This is a genomic window from Pseudomonas caricapapayae, from assembly GCF_001400735.1.
Classification (GTDB): Bacteria; Pseudomonadota; Gammaproteobacteria; order Pseudomonadales; family Pseudomonadaceae; genus Aquipseudomonas; species Aquipseudomonas caricapapayae.
The window spans coordinates 18,146-30,196 of record NZ_LJPW01000030.1; the positions used below are offsets into that span (position 1 = coordinate 18,146).

A 12,051-nucleotide genomic window follows, 5' to 3' on the forward strand; every position below is an offset into this window, starting at 1 on the left:
CGATCAACCCTGTTTTGCGGGTATGGAAGAGGCACCCGATGCCGCCCGTCCGCTGTCACGCAGCGCCTTGGTGACTTCGGGAGGCATGTACTTCTCGTCATGTTTGGCCAGCACTTCATCGGCCACCACCACGCCCTGCGCATTGAGTTTGCCCAACGCTACAATGCCCTGCCCTTCGCGGAACAGATCGGGAAGAATGCCTCGATAGGTGATGGTCACCGACTTGCTGAAGTCAGTGACCACGAAACGCACGTCCAGCGAATCCGCCGAGCGCTGCAATGAGCCCTTTTCCACCATGCCGCCAGCGCGAATGCGCGTATCCAGCGGTGCTTCGCCATTGGCGATCTGGCTTGGGGTGTAGAACAGATTGATGTTTTCCTTCAGCGCGCTGAGCGCCAGGGTCACGGCCAGGCCAACACCGCACAGCAGTACAACAACCAGCAACAGACGCTTTTTGCGCAGCGGGTTCACGGGCGGCGCTCCCGTTTAAGGCGCCGCGCGTGTTGCTTCAGCAACCGCCGACGCGCCAGTAGCGGCAGCGCCACGTTGATCAGCAGCACCAAAAGGCACAGACCATAGGCAGACCAGACAAACAGCCCGTGGCGGCCCATGGCCAGAAAATCGCTGAACGATGCAAAACTCAAGGCGTGTTCTCCGACGGCACAGCATCGTGCCCCAGGCTACGCAGAATCTCGGCCTTGACCCACTGGGTACGCGACTCACGTTGCAGCACTTCAAGACGCATGCGCAATAGCAGCACTACGCCGAAAAAGCAGTAGAAACCCAGCGTAGTGAACAGCAGCGGCAACCACATTTCCACCGGCATGGCCGGTTTTTCAGTGAGGCTGAACGTCGCGCCCTGGTGGAGGGTGTTCCACCACTCGACCGAATATTTGATGATCGGGATATTGACCACACCGACAATGGCCAGCACCGCGCAGGCCTTGGCGGCGCTGTCGCGGTTGCTGATGGCGTTGCCCAGCGCAATAAGGCCGAAATACAGAAACAGCAGAATCAGCATCGAGGTCAATCGTGCGTCCCAGACCCACCAAGCGCCCCAGGTGGGCTTGCCCCAGATCGCGCCGGTGGCCAGTGCCAGCGCGGTCATCCAGGCACCCACGGGCGCTGCGCATTGCAGCGCCACGTCGGCCAGCTTGATTTTCCAGACCAGCCCGATCACCCCGCACATGGCCAGCATGACGTAACAGGACTGCGCGAGCATGGCGGCAGGCACGTGGATATAGATAATCCGGAAGCTGTTGCCCTGCTGGTAATCCGGCGGCGCAAACACCAGTCCCCAGACCATGCCGATGCCGAGCAAAACGACAGTCGCCACACTCAGCCACGGCAGCAGGCGTGCGCTGACGCGGTAAAAACCTTTCGGTGAGCCGAGTGTGTGCAACCAGGCCCAACCGATACTGCTTTTCATGGCATTGCTTTTCATCAGGGTGTATCCAGGGTGTTGACCGGCATCGAGCTCTCGATCCCGGAACCTCAATTTATTCACCGATACTGATTTTCAGGCCGGCAGCCATCGCAAAGGGCGTCAGGGTGATCGCCAGAGCAGTCAGGCTGCCCAGCCACAGCAGGTAGCCGGTCGCTGGCGTGCCTTGCAACGCGGCTTGCAGCGCAGCGCTACCCAGTATCAACACCGGTATGTACAGCGGCAGAATCAATAATGCCAGCAACAGACCGCCGCGCTTCAAACCTACCGTCAATGCCGCCCCCACTGCGCCCAGCAGGCTGAGCACCGGTGTGCCCAGCAGCAACGACAGCATCAACACCGGCAGGCAGCGCGCCGGCAGCCCCAGCATCATCGCCAGCAAGGGCGACAACAATACCAGTGCCAGCCCGGAAAAAACCCAGTGCGCGAGCACTTTGCTCACGGCCAGGAGGGCCAGCGAGTGCGACGAAAGGACCCACTGCTCCAGCGAACCGTCCTCTAAATCACTGCGAAACAGCCCGTCCAGCGACAGCAACAAGGCCAACAGCGCCGCGACCCAGACCAGCCCCGGCGACAAGGCTTGCAACAATTGCGTGTCCGGACCGATGGCCAGCGGAAACAAGGCGATCACCATTGCAAAGAACACCAGCGGATTGGCCAGCTCTGCCGGACGTCTCGCCAATAACCGGACTTCACGGACGATCAGCAGGGCAAAAACATTGCTCATGCGGACCACTGCCCCAGATCGATATCCCGATAGCCTTTGGGCAGACGGGTCAGGCTGTGATGGGTGGTCATGATGATCATTCCGCCCTTTTCACAGTGCGCGGCAAGGTGATGTTCCAGTTGGTCGATGCCCTGGCGGTCAAGCGCGGTGAACGGCTCATCGAGCAACCAGAGGGGCGGACCCGGCAGGTACAAACGCGCCAGTGCGACGCGGCGCTGCTGCCCGGCCGACAAGGTGTGACAAGGCACATCCTCGAAACCTGCCAGCCCGACCGCATCAAGCGCCTTGAGAACGGTATCGGCATCGGCTGGCTGATGGAGCGCGCACAGCCAGAAAAGATTTTCCAGCGGCGTCAGCAGATCCTTGAGCGCTGGCGCATGACCAATCCACAACAGGCTGCGCCCCGGCGCTGCTGGCTGACTGGCCAATGGCTGCCCGTTGATCAACACGTGGCCTGATGTGGGTTGCATCAACCCGCACAGCATACGCAACAGGCTGGTCTTGCCACTGCCATTGGGGCCGCTGACCTGCAGCATGTCTCCTGGGTTCACCTGCAGCTCAAGATTTTCGAACAGCATTCGCCAGTCCCGCTCACACGCCAGAGCCGTCGCTTGCAAAAATGAGGTGACTGGGGTCATCGAGCGTTTCCAGTGCTGTTGCGTCGCGAAATGTACCGAAACAGACACATCCGGAGTAAAAGGCGGTTCAAGTCAGAATTGATGCGGCCGTTACATGAAGAGAAGTTAATGACGGCCGGTCCGGTTTCGGCCGGTATTATACATGCGAGTCCTGTTATCAAAGGGGCAATTTCCTCAGGTCGATATTTCAATGACAGGCGACATCACCAGCGTTCCGGCGACAATCCCGACCACCACACTGCTGCGCGCCGGCATCTCACCTGCCCAGGTGCTGACCTTGCTGCAATCGGCGGAAAATCTGATTCCCGAAGGCGAAACCGTCGACGCCGAAGTGCTGACCCTCAAGCAGGTCAACCAGAACTTCCAGTTGCTGCTGCGCCTGGTACTCGCCAATGGCAGCCTGACCAACCTGCCGGTCACCAGCAGCGTACCGTTCACGCCCGGCAGCCTGCTGCAAGTGGCGCAGGCGTCACCCAACGAGCTGACCCTGACGCTGCAACAGATCAACAGCGCACTGAAAAACTCGATGACCAGCATTGATACGCAGCAATTGCCTGTCGGCACGCTGTTGCAGGGCAAGGTCATGACCAGCCAGGTGATCGCGCAGGCGGTCAATCAACTGGCCGCGCAGAACCCGGCCGCCGCGACACCCGTTTACCGGTCCATCGTCATGCTGCTCAATACTGCGCTGGCGGGTTCCAGCCTGACTATCGAAAGCCCGCAGCCGCTGACGGTCGGCAGTCTGCTGAGCGCGCAGGTACAAGGTAACCAGGCGCTCAACTTCGTTGCCCTGCCCGGCCGCTTCGATCAACTCGCCGTGGCGCAGCAACTGGCCGCTCAGCAAAACCGTCAGGGCTCGCTGGATAACCTGATCAACGCCTTGCAAAACCTGCAGTCGGCCAGCCCTGCCAATGCCGGCAACTCAGGCATCAGCGCCCCGCTGCAAGCCAGCATCAACCAGCTCCTGGCCGATCTGCCCGACATCGAGCAGATGAGCACCCCGAAAGGCGTCGCGCAGGCACTTAATGCCAGCGGGGTATTTATGGAAGCGAAGCTGCTTGCCGGCCTGAACCCCGCGCAGTTGCCGGACATGAAAGCCAACCTGATGCGCCTGATCGCGCAGATCCTCCCCGGCCTGCCGGACAACACCTCTTACGGCGCCGCGGCGGCGTCCAATACCCTCGCTCGTGCCATGCCCAATTCGATTCGCAATGCGCTGGGCACGCTTGGACTGGTCGCCGCCCGAACCCAGCCGAGCAGCTTTCCCCTGCCGTCGCGCAATGTCAGCGGTGGTGAGAAGGAAGAGGATCTGGAGATTCTGCTCAAGCTGGCCGCTGCCGCCGTTTCGCGCCTGCAAAGCCACCAACTGGGCGGACTGGAACAGACCCGTACCAACGCTGATGGCACTCAGGTAACCACCTGGCAGCTGGAAGTACCCATGCGCAACGCACACGACATCGTACCGTTGCAGGTCAAGGTGCAGCGCGAAGACAAGCCTGATCAGGAAGCTGCCGAAGACCGCGACGATGTCGACATCAAGGACACCCGGGAAAAGCTCTGGAAAGTCGATCTGGCGTTCGACCTCGAGCCGTTGGGGCCCTTGCAGGTGCACGCGCAGTTGCTGCGCGGCACGCTGTCCAGCCAACTGTGGGCCGAGCGTCCCGACAGCGCAGCATTGATCGAACATGAGCTGGGGTATCTGCGCGAACGGCTGATAGCCTGCGGCCTGGCGGTGGGCGAGCTGGCCTGCAGTCACGGCGCACCGCCAAGCGGACCGCGCACCGCCCTCGAACAACGCTGGATCGACGAGAACGCCTGATGAGCCTACCCGACCACACTCCGCGCCAGGCTATTGCCCTCAGCTATGACGGCCAGCACGCTCCGACACTCAGCGCCAAGGGCGACGACCAATTGGCCGAGGCGATTCTGGCCATTGCCCGCGAATATGAAGTGCCGATCTACGAGAACGCCGAACTGGTCAAGCTGCTGGCACGCATGGAGCTGGGCGACAGTATTCCCGAGCCGCTGTACCGCACGATTGCCGAAATCATTGCGTTCGCCTGGCACCTGAAAGGCAAGTTCCCGGCAGGTCAGGACCCTGATGCCCCGCCTGTCGAGCGGGACATTACGCCGCGCTATTGATTAGCGTGATTAGCGGCAGCGCTGGCCGGCATCACAGCGCAATCGGCTTGCGCCCTGCAAACGAATGCGCCAGGGTGCCACCGTCGACCAGATCCAGCTCGCCACCCAGCGGTACGCCGTGGGCAATGCGCGAAGCAATCAGGCCCTTGTCGTGGAGCAACTGAGCGATGTAGTGCGCCGTCGCTTCACCTTCCACGGTAGGGTTGGTGGCAAGGATCACTTCAGTGAACGTGCCTTGCTGACTGATACGCTCCATCAGTTGCGGAATGCCGATGGCTTCCGGGCCCAGGCCGTCGAGCGGCGACAGATGGCCCTTGAGCACGAAATAGCGACCGCGATAACCGGTCTGCTCTACCGCATAGACATCCGTCGGGCCTTCGACCACACACAGCAGCGTGTCATCCCGACGCGGATCTGCGCATTGCGGGCAGAGTTCCTCTTCGGTCAACGTGCGGCATGAGCGGCAGTGCCCAACGCCCTCCATTGCCTGTCCCAGCGCCTGCGCCAGTCGCGAACCACCGCTGCGGTCGCGCTCCAGCAGCTGCAACGCCATGCGTTGAGCGGTTTTCTGACCGACGCCCGGCAGTACGCGGAAGGCATCGATCAACTGGCGAATCAGGGGGCTGAAGCTCATGGAGAAAAATCCGACAAAAACACAAGACGCGGTTTATACCCGCGCGTTGCCGTGAGCGTCAATTGAGGTATTCAACCCTGCGACCAACAGCGCACCGGTGTTTTCCTGAATCAGGCCTTCAAGGCCGTCTCCAGAAACTCCATCAGCGCCTGCACTCGCGCGCTGCGGTGCTTGCGCACGGGCACCAGCAGGTTGATCGGCGCGCTGGCCAGTTGCCAATCGGCCAGCACCCTCACCAGCCTGCCGCTGGCAATGGCATCGCTGACGTCCCACTGCGAGCGCAACACGATGCCCGACCCCTGCTCGGCCCAGCGCCGGGCGACCGAGCCGTCGTTGCTGAGCAGCGCCGGCTCGATGCGCAGCGTCTTCTTCACCTGGCCCTTGCTCAGGTGCCACAGGGTGACGTCTTCATCGTTTTCGCGAATGCAGATACAGCGATGACGGGCCAGCTCTTCAGGCGTCGAGGGTACGCCATGCTGCTCGAGATACGCCGCACTGGCGCACAGCCAGCGATGATTCTGCGCCAGCGGTCTGGCGATCCACAGGCTGTCATTGAGGCTGCCGATGTGAATCACTGCGTCGCTGTCATGACGATCCGGCCAAGGCGTTTCACGCAGGTCCAGGTGCAGACATAATTGCGGATGAAGTTTGGCAAAGCGTGCCAGCAGCGGCGCGATGCGCTGGCGGCCGTAACCAAACGGCGCTGCCAGACGCAGCGTACCCGCCAGTCGTTCGTCGCGCTGCCTGAAGGATTCCGGAAGAGCCTCCAGCTGCTCCAGCAAATGCGCGCTTTCCCGGGCGAAACGTTCGCCATCGGCCGTCAGGCTCAGGCGCCTGGCATCGCGATTGGCCAGGGTAATGCCCAACTGCGTCTCCAGCTTGCGCAAGCGCATCGACAGCGCGGGCGGCGAAACATTCAGAACCCTGGCGGCAGCGCTCAGCGACTCACAGCGCGACAGGGCCACGGCCAGGCGCAGGTCTTCAAGGGCAATCATTCAGTTCAGCTTAAGGATTGATGACGCCACATTGAACCACAGCTTCATTATCCGTGAGTAGACTCACTGCCATACCTTTCACCCGAGCTCAGCCCATGTCAGCTTCCCTGTCTTCTCTCGATACGCCTGTTGCGTTGCTTGATATACCGCGCATGCAGCGCAATATCCTGCGCATGCAACAACGCATGAATGGCCTGGGCGTGCGTTTGCGTCCGCACGTCAAGACCAGCAAGTCTCTGCCGGTCATTCAGGCGCAGATTGCCGCAGGTGCCAACGGCGTCACGGTGTCGACCCTGAAAGAGGCCGAACACTGCTTTGCCGAAGGTATCGATGACGTGTTCTATGCCGTCGCCATTGCACCCGGCAAACTGGATCAGGCGCTCAGACTGCGGCGCAGCGGCTGCCGCCTGAGCATCCTGACCGACAGCGTCGTAGCTGCCCAGGCGATGGTCGCCTTCGGTCAGAGCCGTGACGAGCGCTTCGACGTCTGGATCGAAATCGATTGCGACGGTCATCGCTCCGGGCTGACCGTGGAGGATCCCTCGCTTGTCGAAGTCGCGAGAACCCTGGTCGAGGGCGGTATGCACCTGCGTGGGGTCATGACCCATGCCGGCTCCAGTTACGACCTCGACACTCCTGAAGCGCTGCAAGCCCTGGCTGAACAGGAGCGCAGGCTCTGTGTCTGCGCTGCCGAGCGCATTCGCCAGGCAGGACTGCCCTGTGCGGAAGTCAGCATCGGCTCGACGCCTACCGCGCTGTCGGCGCAGAGCCTGCAAGGCGTCACCGAAGTGCGCGCCGGGGTCTATGTATTCTTCGACCTGGTGATGCACAACGTTGGCGTGTGCAGGAAAGATGAACTGGCTCTGAGCATGCTGACCACGGTCATCGGCCACCAGCGGGACAAGGGCTGGATCATTGTCGACGCGGGCTGGATGGCAATGAGTCGGGACCGTGGCACCCAACGCCAGCGTCAGGATTTCGGCTACGGCCAGGTGTGTACGGAAACCGGTGAATGGATCGAAGGCGCGCGGGTGACCGGTGCCAATCAGGAGCACGGCATCATCACGCTTGCCGCAGACAGCCACGCAGACATCACTGCGTGTTTCCCCATCGGCAGCCGATTGCGCATTCTGCCCAATCATGCGTGCGCGACCGGGGCGCAATTCCCGGACTACCACGCCTGCGATGCCGACGGCGCAGTCCACACCTGGAGTCGCCTGCATGGCTGGTGATATCGAACTGATTCGCACGGCACTGGCCGCTGCGCCAGGCGGGCATTATTCACAGGCAGTGTTGCATCAGGGCACGCTGCATGTGTCCGGGCAACTCCCGGTGCGCGCCGATGGCAGCCCCAGCGTCGAACAACCGTTCGAGGTCCAGGCCGCGCTTGCGCTGGACAATCTGCTCGCGATATTGGGTGCTGCAGGTTGCGGCACGGATGATCTGCTCAAAGTGACGGTCTACGTCGCAGGTATCCAGCACTGGCCTGCTTTCGACCGGATCTACGCAGGCTATCTGGGCGAACATCGTCCGGCCCGCGCTGTGGTGCCGGTCGCGGAGTTGCACCACGGCTATCTGATCGAAATCGAAGCTCTGGCCCGCAGCGGGCGATGAATTGAACATGACCGGAAGCAGCTCATGACCCGACAAAAAAGTGATGTTCTGATTATCGGCGGCGGTTTCATGGGTTCGTCGTCAGCTTTTTTCCTGCGCCGGCACGGTCGCTCGGTAACCCTGCTGGAAAGAGACCAGATCGGCCAGTACGCCAGCGGAGTGAATTTCGGCAACGTGCGCCGCCAGGGACGGTTTCTCGGCCAGCTGGAACTGTCCAATCGTTCATGGGCGTTGTGGAAACGCCTGCCGGAGCTGATCGGCGAAGATCTGGAGTTCATCCCCAGCGGGCATATGCGCGTCTGCTATCGCGATGACGAAATCGCTGAACTGGAAGCTTACGCCGCGGCCCCGGAAGCGCGAGAGCTGGATTTGCAGATTCTCTCCGGCAAGGCCCTGCATGAACGTTTTCCATTCCTTGGGCCTGAAGTCAAAGGCGGCTCCCATGCGCCTCACGATGGCCATGCCAACCCACGCCTGGCGGCCCCGGCATTTGCCCGGGCGGCGATCCGGGCCGGGGCCAGAATCGAAGAGCGCACCGAGGTGATCAATGTGCAGAAGGTGGGCGGTGAGTTTCATGTCACCACTGCCGCTGGGCAATTATTCATCGCCGAACAGTTGCTCATCACTGCCGGAGCCTGGGCGGCCAGACTGGCGGAGCAATTCGGCGAGCCGGTCCCCCTTGAGCCGAACGGTCCTCAGATGTCGGTGACCGAACCGGTGCCTTACGCACTGCCGACGGTGATCGGGGTGTTTACCAAAATCAAGGAAGAAGTGATCTATTTCCGGCAGATCCCGCGCGGCAACATCATCATCGGCGGCGGTAACCGCATCACGCCTGACATGATCAACCGCCGGGCCTTTTTCAAGCCGGAAAGTCTGATCAACCAGATGAAGCAAATGAAACGCCTTTTGCCAGGCGCGGAGAAGCTGAACATCATCCGTGTCTGGAGCGGCATCGAGAGCTACACACCGGACTCACTGCCGATCATGGGCCGTAGCGGCAAGGTGGACGGTCTGTTCTATGCGTTCGGCTTTTGCGGCCACGGCTTCCAGCTCGGGCCCGGTGTCGGCGATGTGATGGCCGAACTGATCAGCACCGGCAGCACGCGCACCTTGATCAGCCCGTTCGATATTCGCCGCTTTACCGACCCGACGGCCATCGCGATGCCGTTCACGTCCAGCCTGATGAGTAGCGGCAAACTCGTATGAGCCGAACCGCCCCTGACCTTTATAACGGAGCCCCCATGTCCACGTCCCCAGATGCACACTATCGATATCGCCCGGTAACTGCAGCGGATATTCCGGCCGCGCATGCCCTTTCGCTCAACCTCAAATGGCCGCACCGCGAAGAGGACTGGGCAATGGTGCAACGCACCTCCGAAGGTTTTGTCGCCGAGCATGACGGCCAACTGGTTGGCGTGGCATTCACCTGCCATCAGGGCGACTGGTCATCGATCGGCCTGGTGATTGTCAGCGATGAGCATCAGGGCAAAGGCATCGGCCGCCGCCTGATGCACCTGTGCCTTGACGCAACCGCACCGCGCACGCCCATCCTCAACGCCACAGAACTGGGCGCGCCACTTTATCGCAGCCTTGGTTTCGTCGATTTTGCGCGAATCCAGCAGCATCAGGGCATTCCTGATGGGTCAGGCCTGGCGACACCGAGCGACGGTTTGCCCATTCGCGCGCTTGGCGCAGCGGACCATGCGCAATTGATCAGACTGGCCAACGCAGGGAGCGGTCTGGACCGCACCGCCGTGCTGACCGATCTGCTCCGCGATGCAGAGCAGGCGGTCGGTATCGAACACCAAGGGCAATTACAGGGTATCGCCCTGCTGCGCCGCTTCGGCCGGGGTCATATCATCGGCCCGCTGGTCGCCCGTGATACAGATCAGGCCCGGCGCATGATTGCCCACCTCCTGCACCGAATACCCGGCATGTTCGTGCGCTTCGACATTCTGGCTGATTGCGGACTGGCACCGTGGCTTGAGCACCTGGGCCTGCCATGTGTCGACAGGGCACCGCGCATGGTGCTCGGGACGCCTCCGCCATCGAGTCGTGACGTACGGCAGTTTGCGCTGGTGACTCAGGCGATTGGCTGAAATCAGCGCGGATAAAGCGCCGAAACAGGTCCGCGATGTTAGCGGGATGCATACAGCAGAATATTCTTTGCAGCTTCGCAGATCGGCGCTTTTTATCCCGAACGCTTTGTTAGCTTATGGCTATCGAACGGCCCGATCTCAAACGGCCTGGCCTTGCCCATCATCGCTCCAGGGAGCCCGCTGGATGACCACACAGTCCTTGAACAGCCATCGCGTCGACCCCGACACTGCGCAGAAATTCTATATCGATGGCCGCTGGTCTGCGCCGCTCGATCCGACCAGTATTGCGGTAATCAACCCTGCAACTGAAGAGGTCGTGGCGCATGTCGCCAGCGGCACAGCCGCCGATGTCGACCGGGCGGTTGCGGCAGCACGCGCAGCCTTTGCGGGCTGGTCCGGCACCCCGCCGCACGTTCGGGCCGAGATAATCGGCCGGATCCATGCACTTATTCTCGAGCGCAAGGAGCAACTGGCGCAGGCGATCTCGCTGGAAATGGGCGCTGCGATCAGTTCTGCGCGGGCCATGCAGGTACCGCTTGCCGCAGAACATGTGCGTGTTGCGCGTGACCTGCTGGCAACCTATCGCTTCCAGAACGTCGAAGGCGGCACGGCGATTGAACGCGAGCCCATTGGCGTGTGCGGCCTGATCACGCCATGGAACTGGCCGTTGTATCAAATCACTGCAAAAGTTGCCCCAGCCATTGCCGCTGGCTGTACGGTGGTGCTCAAACCCAGCGAACTGTCGCCGCTGAGCGCCTTACTGTTCGCACAGTTGGTGCATGACGCCGGTCTGCCACCGGGGGTATTCAATCTGGTCAATGGCAGCGGCCCCGAGGTGGGCGGTGCGATGGCGGCGCACTCTGACATCGACATGATCTCGATCACCGGTTCCAATCGCGCAGGTGCACTGGTTGCGCAGGCTGCCGCACTGACCGTCAAACGGGTAACCCAGGAACTGGGCGGCAAGTCGCCAAACATCCTATTGCCTGACACCGACTTCGCCAAAGCCGTGCCACCCGGAGTGATGGCCGCGTTCCGCAATGTTGGCCAGTCGTGCAGTGCGCCGACGCGGATGATCGTGCCCAGGAGCCGGCTGGCAGAAGTTGAAGCGCTGGCCGCCGAGACGGCCGGGGCGATTATTGTCGGTGATCCGCAGTCGGAAGACACAGTTCTGGGGCCGATTGCCAACGAGGCACAGTTCCACCGCGTGCAGGCCATGATCGATGCAGGGCTGAGCGAGGGCGCGAAGCTGGTCTGCGGCGGTCCAGGACGTGTGCACGGTCATGAGCGAGGCTTCTATGCGAGGCCAACGGTGTTTTCCGAAGTGGACTCTTCCATGCGTATCGCCAGGGAAGAGATATTCGGCCCGGTGCTGTGCCTGATTGCCTACGACACGGTTGACGAGGCCGTGGCGATCGCCAATGACACGGTCTACGGTCTCGGCGCGCATGTACAGGGGCAGGATCTTGCTCTGGCACGTTCGGTCGCTTCGCGTATTCGTGCCGGGCAGGTGCATCTGAATTATCCCGCCTGGAACCCGATGGCTCCGTTCGGTGGCTATAAGCGTTCGGGTAACGGCCGCGAGTACGGTGTGCAGGGTTTTGAAGAGTATCTGGAGACCAAGGCTATCGTGGGGTTTTGTTGAGTGGTGCTTGTGATAGGCGTTTTTTGAGCTGTTGGGCTAAAAGCGCGGACGACTATCGTGTCGACGCTCCGCGCTGGAATGCAGTTCGTAACGCTCTGCGTCACACGGCG

At 61.5% G+C, this 12,051-nt stretch carries 14 protein-coding genes; 7 read left to right on the plus strand and 7 right to left on the minus strand.

Annotation, left to right across the window (positions count from 1 at the left end; genetic code table 11):
• Window positions 1–3: 3 nt before the first annotated feature.
• The 5 genes from ccmE to ccmA are packed head-to-tail and all read right to left on the minus strand — an operon-like array spanning window position 4 to window position 2,809.
• The gene (gene ccmE, locus ALO80_RS03815) at window positions 4–471 is read right to left on the minus strand and encodes a cytochrome c maturation protein CcmE (protein WP_055008003.1); all 468 of its coding nucleotides are present in this window, start codon (window positions 469–471) and stop codon (window positions 4–6) included.
• Window positions 468–644: a heme exporter protein CcmD gene (ccmD, locus tag ALO80_RS03820; RefSeq protein ID WP_055008004.1), complete on the minus strand. Its 177-nt coding sequence runs from the start codon at window positions 642–644 to the stop codon at window positions 468–470. The genes ccmE and ccmD overlap by 4 nt, the downstream gene beginning before the upstream one ends.
• On the minus strand, window positions 641–1,444 hold the full coding sequence (locus ALO80_RS03825; protein WP_055008005.1) for a heme ABC transporter permease: 804 nt from the start codon (window positions 1,442–1,444) through the stop codon (window positions 641–643). Before ALO80_RS03825 ends, ccmD begins: the two co-directional genes overlap by 4 nt.
• 55 nt (window positions 1,445–1,499) lie before the next feature.
• Entirely contained in the window at window positions 1,500–2,171 is a 672-nt protein-coding gene (ccmB, locus tag ALO80_RS03830; RefSeq protein ID WP_055008006.1) for a heme exporter protein CcmB, read from the minus strand.
• A complete protein-coding gene (gene ccmA, locus ALO80_RS03835) occupies window positions 2,168–2,809 on the minus strand; it encodes a cytochrome c biogenesis heme-transporting ATPase CcmA (protein WP_055008007.1) in 642 nt (213 codons plus the stop codon). Before ccmA ends, ccmB begins: the two co-directional genes overlap by 4 nt.
• 190 nt (window positions 2,810–2,999) lie before the next feature.
• Between ccmA and fliK the strand changes: the two genes are divergently transcribed.
• Together fliK and ALO80_RS03845 are read left to right on the plus strand one after the other, a co-directional pair.
• Complete coding sequence (fliK, locus tag ALO80_RS03840) at window positions 3,000–4,628, plus strand: flagellar hook-length control protein FliK (protein WP_054985951.1); 1,629 nt, start codon at window positions 3,000–3,002, stop codon at window positions 4,626–4,628.
• Window positions 4,628–4,951, plus strand: coding sequence for an EscU/YscU/HrcU family type III secretion system export apparatus switch protein (locus ALO80_RS03845; RefSeq protein ID WP_003370273.1), 324 nt, complete (start codon window positions 4,628–4,630; stop codon window positions 4,949–4,951). Before fliK ends, ALO80_RS03845 begins: the two co-directional genes overlap by 1 nt.
• 31 nt (window positions 4,952–4,982) lie before the next feature.
• Here the strand turns inward: ALO80_RS03845 and recR are convergent, their stop codons facing one another.
• Both recR and ALO80_RS03855 read right to left on the minus strand, forming a co-directional pair.
• On the minus strand, window positions 4,983–5,585 hold the full coding sequence (gene recR, locus ALO80_RS03850; protein WP_054985950.1) for a recombination mediator RecR: 603 nt from the start codon (window positions 5,583–5,585) through the stop codon (window positions 4,983–4,985).
• A 110-nt stretch (window positions 5,586–5,695) separates the two neighbouring features.
• Window positions 5,696–6,580, minus strand: a complete 885-nt coding sequence (locus ALO80_RS03855) for a LysR family transcriptional regulator (protein WP_055008008.1) — start codon at window positions 6,578–6,580, stop codon at window positions 5,696–5,698.
• Between the two features lie 95 nt (window positions 6,581–6,675).
• On the opposite strand from ALO80_RS03855, the gene ALO80_RS03860 reads away from it, so the two are divergent.
• From ALO80_RS03860 to ALO80_RS03880, 5 genes are all read left to right on the plus strand, one after another.
• A complete protein-coding gene (locus ALO80_RS03860; protein ID WP_055008009.1) occupies window positions 6,676–7,812 on the plus strand; it encodes a DSD1 family PLP-dependent enzyme in 1,137 nt (378 codons plus the stop codon).
• Entirely contained in the window at window positions 7,802–8,194 is a 393-nt protein-coding gene (locus ALO80_RS03865; protein ID WP_055008010.1) for a RidA family protein, read from the plus strand. The genes ALO80_RS03860 and ALO80_RS03865 overlap by 11 nt, the downstream gene beginning before the upstream one ends.
• Window positions 8,195–8,218: 24 nt before the next feature.
• A complete protein-coding gene (locus ALO80_RS03870) occupies window positions 8,219–9,403 on the plus strand; it encodes an NAD(P)/FAD-dependent oxidoreductase (protein ID WP_055008011.1) in 1,185 nt (394 codons plus the stop codon).
• Between the two features lie 35 nt (window positions 9,404–9,438).
• On the plus strand, window positions 9,439–10,296 hold the full coding sequence (locus ALO80_RS03875; protein WP_055008012.1) for a GNAT family N-acetyltransferase: 858 nt from the start codon (window positions 9,439–9,441) through the stop codon (window positions 10,294–10,296).
• 184 nt (window positions 10,297–10,480) lie between these two features.
• Entirely contained in the window at window positions 10,481–11,941 is a 1,461-nt protein-coding gene (locus ALO80_RS03880; protein ID WP_055008013.1) for an aldehyde dehydrogenase family protein, read from the plus strand.
• The last annotated feature ends 110 nt before the right edge of the window (window positions 11,942–12,051 follow it).

Excerpts from the sequence above, each read along its gene's own strand:
- ALO80_RS03825 (WP_055008005.1), bottom strand. The coding sequence starts at position 1,444 with ATGAAAAGCAATGCCATGAAAAGCAGTATCGGTTGGGCCTGGTTGCAC.
- ccmB (WP_055008006.1), bottom strand. The coding sequence starts at position 2,171 with ATGAGCAATGTTTTTGCCCTGCTGATCGTCCGTGAAGTCCGGTTATTG.
- ccmA (WP_055008007.1), bottom strand. The coding sequence starts at position 2,809 with ATGACCCCAGTCACCTCATTTTTGCAAGCGACGGCTCTGGCGTGTGAG.
- fliK (WP_054985951.1), top strand. The coding sequence starts at position 3,000 with ATGACAGGCGACATCACCAGCGTTCCGGCGACAATCCCGACCACCACA.
- ALO80_RS03845 (WP_003370273.1), top strand. The coding sequence starts at position 4,628 with ATGAGCCTACCCGACCACACTCCGCGCCAGGCTATTGCCCTCAGCTAT.
- recR (WP_054985950.1), bottom strand. The coding sequence starts at position 5,585 with ATGAGCTTCAGCCCCCTGATTCGCCAGTTGATCGATGCCTTCCGCGTA.
- ALO80_RS03855 (WP_055008008.1), bottom strand. The coding sequence starts at position 6,580 with ATGATTGCCCTTGAAGACCTGCGCCTGGCCGTGGCCCTGTCGCGCTGT.
- ALO80_RS03860 (WP_055008009.1), top strand. The coding sequence starts at position 6,676 with ATGTCAGCTTCCCTGTCTTCTCTCGATACGCCTGTTGCGTTGCTTGAT.
- ALO80_RS03865 (WP_055008010.1), top strand. The coding sequence starts at position 7,802 with ATGGCTGGTGATATCGAACTGATTCGCACGGCACTGGCCGCTGCGCCA.
- ALO80_RS03870 (WP_055008011.1), top strand. The coding sequence starts at position 8,219 with ATGACCCGACAAAAAAGTGATGTTCTGATTATCGGCGGCGGTTTCATG.
- ALO80_RS03875 (WP_055008012.1), top strand. The coding sequence starts at position 9,439 with ATGTCCACGTCCCCAGATGCACACTATCGATATCGCCCGGTAACTGCA.
- ALO80_RS03880 (WP_055008013.1), top strand. The coding sequence starts at position 10,481 with ATGACCACACAGTCCTTGAACAGCCATCGCGTCGACCCCGACACTGCG.